This window comes from Zwartia vadi (assembly GCF_030410375.1).
Lineage (GTDB): Bacteria > Pseudomonadota > Gammaproteobacteria > Burkholderiales > Burkholderiaceae_B > Zwartia > Zwartia vadi.
On record NZ_JAUHHE010000008.1, the window covers coordinates 159355 to 168233 of the forward strand.

Sequence of the window (8879 nt, forward strand, 5' to 3'; positions counted from 1 at the left end):
GACTTGTCAGCGAGGATTAATGCATGCTCCAGCCGTGGCTCACGATCACGGACTGACCTGTCAAGGCGCTGCTTTCAAAGCCGGCTAAAAATGCCACAACGTTTGCAACGTCTTCAGTCGTGGTGAACTCACCGTCCACCGTGTCTTTGAGCATGACATTCTTGATGACCTCTTCTTCGCTGATCTTGAGTGCTGCGGCTTGCTCGGGGATCTGCTTGTCAACCAGCGGTGTGCGGACAAAGCCCGGACACACGACGTTGGCGCGTACACCCTTGGGGCCGCCTTCTTTTGCGACCACGCGAGCCAGGCCCAAAATTCCGTGCTTGGCGGCGACGTAGGCTGCTTTCAGGCGTGACGCCTCGTGAGAGTGAACAGATCCCATGTAAATGATCGAGCCACCCTTGCCGCCGGCATACATATGCTTGATCGCGGCTTTGGTGGTGAGAAACGAACCATCGAGGTGAATAGCGAGCATTTTTTTCCAGTCGGCGAAAGGATAATCTTCGATTGGATGAACGATTTGAATGCCAGCGTTGGAAACCAGAATATCGATGCTACCGAATGTTTTTGCTGCGAGATCTGTACCCGCGTTGACTGCGGCTTCATCAGTCACGTCCATGACGACACCCATGGCTTTTCCACCCGCTTGTTTGATTTCCTCTGCCACTTTGTCAGCTGCCGCCTGATTCAGGTCGGCGATCACGACCGTTGCGCCCAAGCTGGCAAGTTTCAGGGCACATTCACGTCCAATTCCACTTGCCGCGCCAGTAACGAGTGCAACTTTATTTTGTAGTGACATATTAAACTCCAGAAAGGGGGGTAGTGTGAAGATAAAGAATGCTGCGGTGAGCCATTGTAAAGCCCATGTCAGTATAGTCGCCTAAATTTAAATGAATTACATTCTAGCTACCAATGCAACCGGAGAGTTTCTTGAAAATAGCCGATATCAAAGCGAATGCCTACTCAATGCCGTTCGCGAGTCCTTCCTTTCCAAAAGGACCTTACCACTTCGTTAATCGAGAATTTTTAATCATTTCATATCGTACGGATGCAAAAAAACTGCGCGAAATGGTGCCTGAGCCGCTCACAATCGATGATCCGATTGTGAGTTATGAGTTCATACGCATGCCCGACTCATCGGGTTTTGGCGACTACACAGAGTCAGGACAGGTGATTTCGGTCATCGACGAGCAGGGACGTCGGAGCGGCTACACGCACATGATGTATCTGGATGATGAGGCTCCGATTGCGGGCGGGCGTGAGCTGTGGGGATTTCCCAAAAAGCTAGCAAAACCGAAGCTCCAAGTCGACTCGGATACCTTGTTGGGAACGCTTGATTATGGACAGGTTCGTATTGCGACGGGCACGCTTGGTTATAAGCATCAAGAGCTTGACCGTCTCGCAGAGCAAAAAAAGCTCATAGAGACACCAAACTATCTGCTGAAAATCATTCCCCATGTCGATGGTACCGCTCGCGTGTGCGAATTGGTGCGCTATTACTTGCAAGGCGTGACGGTCAAGGGCGCTTGGACGGGTCCAGCGAAATTAGAGCTGTTTCAGCATGCATTGGCGCCAGTCGCCGACCTTCCTGTTCTGGAGATTGTCGGCGCCAAGCACTTGCTCTGCGACCTCACTTTGGGGCTTGGCGAGGTCGCTTACGATTACCTGAAGGCTTGATGACAGGGTGATCCAATTGTCCCGATGAGCTTCGTTGACGAGTATGTACATCAAACGTCACGAAGTTCTCCCCCTCGTTTGGCATTGCCAGGCACTCTGGATGTTCGAGCGTTTCATGCATGTCGTGTAGACCGGATTGCCAGTGCTGATCCTTTGTTTCAGCGCTGAACTCGTAGTCCTTGTAATGCCCTTCGCTGTGCTTGTTTTGATAGATGAGGTGGATCACGTTGTAGCGCGCACCCATCATGTGACGCATCATCTCATCGAACCAAGGATCGTTGGCACGCACTTTTTCCGGAATGCGCGCTACCGTGTCAAACCAGATACGGCGCATTTTTTGCGCCATATCTATCATGTTCGTCACGCTACGCGTGCGACTTGAAAATTGGATGTCTTTGAGTCTTTCGTTTACTTGGAAAATATCAACGGGTAGCGGGCCTCGCGCGCTCCATAAGTCGACTTGAAACACAAGCGTGTCTTTGCGAGGCGTGACACCCAAGACATAATCGAGTGGAGTGTTCGACACACAGCCGCCATCCCAATAGTATTCGCCGTCAATTTCTGTGGCTGGAAAACCCGGAGGCAGGGAGCCAGAGGCGAGAAAGTGTTTGGGCGTCAGTTTGATATTTTCAGAGTCAAAGTAAACAAAGTTGCCGGTTGCAACATTTGTGGCACCCAGCGAAACTCTTGTTTCACCGCTGTTGATCCGATCAAAATCCGCAAAACGTTCGAGCGTGGCAAGAACGGGGGCGGTATCGTAAAAACTCGTTGTGTCTGGAGTTCCACCACCTGGTGCCAACATTCGAGGCGTGAAAAAATTATCCTGACCCTTGATGAGCGCGGACATTGCCGCCATCGAACCCCTCACCGTGTGCTCAATTCCTTTGAGCATGTCGCCCCAAGGCGGAAGCAATTGATCAAACATGTTGGCTGTGTCGGGGATCAGAGTGTTGGGCAGCGAAGGTGGACTGCAGATCGCGTTCCAAAATCCTTTCAGCATTTCAACCCTTTTTTCTGGCGGGTTGCCGGCAATGATGGCGCAATTAAGTGCTCCAATTGAAATACCCGCCACCCAGTTTGGATGAATACCTGCGCGAGCCAATCCTTCGTACACGCCTGCTTGATAGGAACCCAGGGCTCCGCCACCTTGAAGCACAAGAGCGACGCGCGGGTAATCAGGGAGCTTGATGCGACGGTGATTCATGAGGGAGATCCTAAAGGTGAAAGTGTTGACTGTATGTGACGATGAATCACCGATACTTCAGCATCGATATTCATGATCGTTTTTTGTAATTGAGACATCGGATAGGCAAAATTTGGCGAGCTACCGTCCACAAGGGATGCAGGAAGGGGCGGCAATGGTGCGCTGGCATCTGCTTGGAGATGCGGAACGATCTGAGCAAGGTGATTAATCACGATCGGATTGGCTTGCGAAGATATTGTGAGAGCCTGCATGACTGCATTGATTTGCGACGCCAGCATGTGTACTTGAATCATGAGATTGTTGAATTCAATCACATGCCATTGGCGTGAGCGTGGTTCGAGCATCATCCGATAAAAGGCCTCTGCAAAATTGCCAAGAGCAACGTAGACATTTTTGCGCGCCAATCTCCAAGCAACTTCAGCGCGTTGAATATCGGTGTTCTGAGGATCTTTTTTATTGGCTTGCAACATATCGACGTAATGTAATCCGGCGCGTAAATACTCTCGGTTCGCATTGATTGCTGCGCGCGATAGTGATGGCATGAATTGCGATTCCCACCATGGCAAAAAATAGCTGCAGGCAAAAGAAATCATGGAGCCAATCAGCGTATCGATCGCACGGTCTGTGACGATAGTAGAGGCCGTCGGGTCGACAAAGTGAAACGCCAACAACACGGCATTGGTATTAAAAACCGATGCCATCATATAATTGAGCTGTAGCAAACTACCGCCAATAATTGCCGACAATACCATGGCTGCAAACAGCCATGTATTATCTTCTGTGATGTATAGGGCGCCTAGCGCTAAAACACAGCCAATTAGCGTACCCACTAGTCGCCAGGTGTTACGTTGACGAGTCAAGGCAAAGCCCGGTTTCATGATGATCAGGACTGTGAGCAAAATCCAGTAGCCCTGAGGCGCGAGTGCCGGAACAAAGGTCCAGACCGCCATGGCTAAGGCGGCCGCCAGCGTCACGCGCAATGCATAGCGACAAATCGGTGAATCAAGCCTCAAATTGCTTGTAATCATGCCCAGACGGTATTTTTCACGCGATAGAAACTGGCTGAGCGACTGATCCAATACCGTTGGCTGTATGACTTGGGTGTTTTTGCTCATGTCGGTTGAGATGATCATGCGCTGGACAGCGTTCGCGCTGTTGCGTAACCGGCGCAAAATCTCCACACATAAGTGATAGACATCGGGTTCGCGTGTGGCAAACCCATTGCGCTCCATTTGATCAATCTCAAATTCCAATGCGCGTAATTCTGCTTTGACACTGTTGCGCGGGGTCGCGATGCTTTCCCGAGAAACAGCCAGGGCGATTCTGTCCAAATCAACGGACATCTTATAAAGCGCATCACGGATAAAGATCAGGATGTCAGAGTCCGCAAGTTTGTTGCGTAACAGTGAATAGTCCGTTCGTGTGGCAACTAAAGTGTCAACGATTTCAATCGTATCGACAAAAAGATTCCAGAGCATGAGGCGTTTTGGCTGATCCAGATTGATTTTTCCGGAGAGTCCTCTGAGCACCATGTCGCGAGCCGCTTGCTGCTTGTCTGTCATATTGGACTGGCTGGTGATGAGCTTGCGATAGCTATCATCCAAGTCGTGATCCAGGTTATACATATCTGCGCGTTGAGCAACATAATCAGACGTTGCAAACAGCGCGACGGAGAGTGCCTGTTCTTTTTCCCGAAGATTCATCGCCCGGCTGAGCGAATAACTAAAAATCGTATAAAACAATCCGCCACTAAATGAGGTGAGGGTATGTAGCCATATTTGGTCTGCGGTGAGGGCTTCGTGCATGGTGACTGTCATCAAAAGCAAACAGGCAAAACCAATCAGTCCGCCTTTTTTGCCGTAAACGGACAGCATGGAGTAGCCGAAGCATTGAACGATCACTGCGAGCCACAAAAGGAGCGGATAGTTGGAGGCCAGGCCCGTGATCGCCACTGTCAACGTGCTGAGCAACGTCCCCCCCAGCATTTCCCAGAGTCGATTCTCGTGTGGACCGGGTTGATCGATAAAGGCCACGCATAGCGCGCCAAAGGTGGCGACTAGTCCGGCGGCATACCAGCCAAACACGCCTCCCAGAATGGTGACCGGCAGCAAGGTGCCGGCCGTGCGTCTAACGCCACTATAGAGATGGTGACTAAAGATAAAGCGTTGAACTTGGCTGGCAGTTTCGTTCATAAATCCCGTGTGCACTGCAGCAATTTGCGTCTAAATCACCACTCTATCGGAGTCGGCCCTGGGTGACAACTCCCATAGGCATACACCAGTACGATTTGCGCTGCGGCGCACAACACGTTAAAGTTTGGGATTCGGGTAAAAAAACTTATCGGATTTTTGCCTGATGACAGATTCGTACGGGATACCATCCGGCCGCAGACGTCAGTATTTTTAAACTTTTGCTGCTGTCCTTGCCAAAAGCTCGGGTCAGCCGCTTCCGTTTCGATCCAGTGCACCCCTGTTGGGTGCGTGCATAGCCTGATGGCGAATGCGCGCCAGGTTGGCAAGGTGGTCGGGTGGCCAGGCTCTGTGAGCTTGAAAACGTCGATGCATGTTGCGGTTCCTGTCGCGGTTCGGCGCGTCTCAATCTAGAGGCCGCAGTCATAGGGGTGAAGCCGGTAATGAAAGGAATGACATCATGGAACTCAATGGCGCAGACATCGTCACGCGCGTTTTAGCCGAAGAAGGCGTAGAACACGTATTTGGCTATCCAGGTGGAGCTGTGCTCTACATTTACGACGCCATCTACAAGCAAGACAAATTCAAACATATTCTGGTGAGGCACGAGCAAGCCGCGGTTCACGCTGCGGATGCGTATTCACGTTCCTCCAACAAGGTCGGTGTGTGTCTCGTGACCAGTGGTCCAGGCGTCACCAACGCGGTTACAGGTATAGCCACGGCTTACATGGACTCCATTCCGATGGTGATCATCAGCGGTCAAGTGCCTACGCACGCGATTGGTGAGGACGCTTTTCAGGAGTGCGATACGGTTGGTATCACGCGTCCCTGCGTCAAACACAATTTCTTGGTGCGTGACGTCAAAGAACTGGCCGATACGATGCGCAAGGCGTTTTACATCGCCCGCACCGGTCGACCCGGCCCCGTTCTGGTTGATATCCCCAAAGACGTTTCTTTTGCGCATTGCAAATACGCGCCACCCAAAGCCGAGCCCGTCATGCGCTCCTACGCTCCCGTCGTCAAGGGGCATCAGGGCCAAATCAAAAAAGCCGTGCAGATGTTGCTGCAGGCCGAGCGTCCTATGATCTATACCGGTGGCGGTGTGATTCTTTCCGACGCATCCCCGGAGTTGCATCAGTTTGTCCGCATGATCGGTGCGCCCTGCACCAACACGTTGATGGGTCTTGGTGCGTATCCCGCGACAGACAAGCAGTTTGTCGGGATGCCCGGCATGCACGGCACGTACGAAGCCAATATGGCGATGCAGCACTGCGACGTTCTGATTGCGGTCGGTGCGCGTTTTGATGACCGAGTGATTGGTAACCCCAAGCATTTCTCTCAAAATCCCCGCAAAATCATCCATATCGATATTGATCCTTCGTCCATCTCAAAACGCGTCAAAGTCGATGTGCCAATTGTTGGTAACGTCAAGGACGTTTTGATCGAGTTGATGTCCCAGTATCAAGTTGCTGCTGCCGAAACGCGTCCCAACACAGAGGCCTTGGCCAAGTGGTGGCAGCAAGTCGGTGTTTGGCGCAGCAAAGAGTGCATGAAATTCGCGGACTCCACAGAGTTGATCAAGCCACAGTCTGTGGTTCAAAAGCTTTGGGAAATCACAGGCGGTGACGCATACATCACGTCAGATGTCGGTCAGCATCAGATGTGGGCTGCCCAGTACTATGGTTTCGACAAGCCGCGTCGCTGGATTAACTCGGGCGGTCTCGGCACGATGGGCGTGGGTTTGCCTTACGCAATGGGCGTTCAGATGGCCAATCCTGATGCCACGGTGGCTTGTATTACGGGTGAAGGCTCTATTCAGATGAATATCCAGGAGCTTTCTACGTGCCGTCAGTACCACCTGACCCCCAAGATCATATGCCTGAATAATCGTTTTCTTGGCATGGTGCGCCAGTGGCAGCAGATAGATTACTCTTCGCGCTACTCAGAGTCCTACATGGACGCATTGCCTGATTTCGTCAAACTGGCTGAGGCGTATGGTCATGTGGGCATGCGTATTGACAAGCCCGCTGATGTCGAGGGTGCCTTGCGCGAAGCCTTCAAGCTCAAAGATCGTCTCGTATTCATGGACTTCATTACGGATCAAAGCGAAAACGTCTGGCCGATGGTCAAGGCGGGTAAAGGCTTGACCGAGATGTTGCTCGGTTCTGAAGATCTGTAAGGGGGACATCCATGAAACATATTATTTCAGTGCTGATGGAAAATGCGCCTGGTGCGTTGTCACGTGTGGTGGGTTTATTCTCCGCAAGAGGCTACAACATCGAGACCTTGACGGTCGCGCCGACTGAAGACAACACCTTGTCACGACTGACGCTCGTCACAATGGGTTCGGACGATGTGATCGAACAGATCACCAAGCATCTGAATCGTTTGGTGGACGTGATCAAGGTTGTCGATTTGACCGAAGGACCGCATCTCGAGCGAGAGCTGATGCTGATCAAGGTTCGCGCGGTGGGCAAAGAACGTGAAGAAATGAAGCGGATGGCGGATATTTTTCGCGGCCGTATCATTGATGTCACCGATAAGGCCTACACCATCGAGTTGACTGGTAATCAAGACAAGATTCAGGCGTTTATCGATGCCTTGGATCGAAGTGCGATTTTGGAGACTGTCCGTACTGGCGTCTCAGGAATCGGTCGCGGCGAGCGTATCCTGAAGCTGTGATCTGCTGCTGAATATTCAAAGTTGTTTCAACGATTAATTGCATTCAATTTACAAAAATCTGGAGCCCAGAATGAAGGTTTTTTACGATAAAGATTGTGACCTGTCCCTGATCAAAGGCAAGACAGTTGCCATTATTGGTTATGGATCGCAAGGCCATGCCCACGCGCTGAACCTGCATGAGTCGGGCGTGAAAGTGGTGGTGGGTTTGCGCAAAGACGGCGCTTCCTGGAATAAAGCAGCAAACGCCGGACTGAAAGTCGCTGAAGTCGCCGATGCCGTTAAATCAGCCGATCTCGTCATGATGTTGTTGCCCGACGAAAATATCGGACAGGTCTATCGCGAGAGCGTGCATAGCAACATCAAGCCTGGCGCAGCACTGGCATTCGCACACGGCTTTAACGTGCACTACGGTCAGGTGATTCCACGTACGGATATCGACGTTGTGATGGTTGCTCCCAAGGCGCCTGGTCACACCGTTCGCGGTACGTACGCCCAAGGTGGCGGCGTGCCAGCATTGGTTGCTGTGCATCAGGATAATTCCGGTTCGGCACGCGATGTGGCCTTGTCCTACGCCTGCGCAATCGGCAGCGGTCGCGCTGGCGTGATTGAGACAAATTTCCGTGAAGAAACAGAGACAGACTTGTTCGGCGAGCAGGCAGTTCTGTGCGGCGGTACAGTTGAGCTGATCAAAGCAGGCTTTGACACACTGGTTGAAGCAGGTTACGCCCCTGAAATGGCTTACTTTGAGTGTTTGCACGAGCTCAAGCTGATCGTTGACTTGATCTACGAGGGCGGTATTGCCAACATGAACTACTCGATCTCGAACAATGCCGAGTTCGGCGAGTACGAGACAGGCCCCAAGATTGTCACAGACGAGACTCGTGCAGCGATGCGCAAGTGCTTGACGGATATTCAGACTGGCGAATATGCCAAGCGCTTTATTCTGGAAAACCAGGCTGGTGCCCCCGCACTGATCTCGCGTCGTCGTATTAATGCGGAATCGCAAATCGAAGTCGTTGGTGCCAAGTTGCGCGCCATGATGCCTTGGATTGCTGCCAACAAACTTGTTGATAAAACAAAGAACTAATCTGATTTAAATCAGTATGCAGTTCAAACACGCCCCTCGG

8 protein-coding genes are annotated in these 8879 nt (G+C 51.7%); 4 read left to right on the top strand and 4 right to left on the bottom strand.

Annotation, left to right across the window (positions count from 1 at the left end):
• Positions 1-16: 16 nt before the first annotated feature.
• Positions 17-799, bottom strand: coding sequence for a 3-hydroxybutyrate dehydrogenase (locus QWY27_RS08945; protein ID WP_290196827.1), 783 nt, complete (start codon positions 797-799; stop codon positions 17-19).
• Positions 800-966: 167 nt separating this feature from the next.
• Between QWY27_RS08945 and QWY27_RS08950 the strand changes: the two genes are divergently transcribed.
• Positions 967-1677 carry an acetoacetate decarboxylase gene (locus tag QWY27_RS08950; RefSeq protein ID WP_435433470.1) on the top strand — a complete coding sequence of 237 codons (711 nt, stop codon included), beginning with the start codon at positions 967-969 and terminating at the stop codon, positions 1675-1677.
• On the opposite strand, the gene QWY27_RS08955 is transcribed toward QWY27_RS08950, so the two are convergent.
• The 3 genes from QWY27_RS08955 to QWY27_RS08965 all read right to left on the bottom strand — a co-directional run bounded on the left by QWY27_RS08955 (position 1631) and on the right by QWY27_RS08965 (position 5445).
• Positions 1631-2881 carry a DUF3734 domain-containing protein gene (locus tag QWY27_RS08955; RefSeq protein WP_290196830.1) on the bottom strand — a complete coding sequence of 417 codons (1251 nt, stop codon included), beginning with the start codon at positions 2879-2881 and terminating at the stop codon, positions 1631-1633. The genes QWY27_RS08950 and QWY27_RS08955 overlap by 47 nt on opposite strands.
• Positions 2878-5073, bottom strand: a complete 2196-nt coding sequence (locus QWY27_RS08960; protein ID WP_290196832.1) for an FUSC family protein — start codon at positions 5071-5073, stop codon at positions 2878-2880. The genes QWY27_RS08955 and QWY27_RS08960 overlap by 4 nt, the downstream gene beginning before the upstream one ends.
• Positions 5074-5319: 246 nt before the next feature.
• Positions 5320-5445, bottom strand: a complete 126-nt coding sequence (locus QWY27_RS08965) for a hypothetical protein (RefSeq protein WP_290196834.1) — start codon at positions 5443-5445, stop codon at positions 5320-5322.
• Between QWY27_RS08965 and QWY27_RS08970 the strand changes: the two genes are divergently transcribed.
• The 3 genes from QWY27_RS08970 to ilvC all read left to right on the top strand — a co-directional run bounded on the left by QWY27_RS08970 (position 5444) and on the right by ilvC (position 8839).
• Positions 5444-7249 carry an acetolactate synthase 3 catalytic subunit gene (locus QWY27_RS08970; RefSeq protein ID WP_290196835.1) on the top strand — a complete coding sequence of 602 codons (1806 nt, stop codon included), beginning with the start codon at positions 5444-5446 and terminating at the stop codon, positions 7247-7249. The two genes, QWY27_RS08965 and QWY27_RS08970, sit on opposite strands and share 2 nt — an antisense overlap.
• Positions 7250-7260: 11 nt before the next feature.
• A complete protein-coding gene (gene ilvN, locus QWY27_RS08975; RefSeq protein WP_290196837.1) occupies positions 7261-7752 on the top strand; it encodes an acetolactate synthase small subunit in 492 nt (163 codons plus the stop codon).
• A 70-nt stretch (positions 7753-7822) separates the two neighbouring features.
• Positions 7823-8839, top strand: a complete 1017-nt coding sequence (ilvC, locus tag QWY27_RS08980) for a ketol-acid reductoisomerase (protein WP_290196839.1) — start codon at positions 7823-7825, stop codon at positions 8837-8839.
• Positions 8840-8879: the final 40 nt, after the last annotated feature.

Excerpts from the sequence above, each read along its gene's own strand:
- QWY27_RS08945 (WP_290196827.1), bottom strand. The coding sequence starts at position 799 with ATGTCACTACAAAATAAAGTTGCACTCGTTACTGGCGCGGCAAGTGGA.
- QWY27_RS08950 (WP_435433470.1), top strand. The coding sequence starts at position 967 with ATGCCGTTCGCGAGTCCTTCCTTTCCAAAAGGACCTTACCACTTCGTT.
- QWY27_RS08955 (WP_290196830.1), bottom strand. The coding sequence starts at position 2,881 with ATGAATCACCGTCGCATCAAGCTCCCTGATTACCCGCGCGTCGCTCTT.
- QWY27_RS08960 (WP_290196832.1), bottom strand. The coding sequence starts at position 5,073 with ATGAACGAAACTGCCAGCCAAGTTCAACGCTTTATCTTTAGTCACCAT.
- QWY27_RS08970 (WP_290196835.1), top strand. The coding sequence starts at position 5,444 with ATGTTGCGGTTCCTGTCGCGGTTCGGCGCGTCTCAATCTAGAGGCCGC.
- QWY27_RS08965 (WP_290196834.1), bottom strand. The coding sequence starts at position 5,445 with ATGCATCGACGTTTTCAAGCTCACAGAGCCTGGCCACCCGACCACCTT.
- ilvN (WP_290196837.1), top strand. The coding sequence starts at position 7,261 with ATGAAACATATTATTTCAGTGCTGATGGAAAATGCGCCTGGTGCGTTG.
- ilvC (WP_290196839.1), top strand. The coding sequence starts at position 7,823 with ATGAAGGTTTTTTACGATAAAGATTGTGACCTGTCCCTGATCAAAGGC.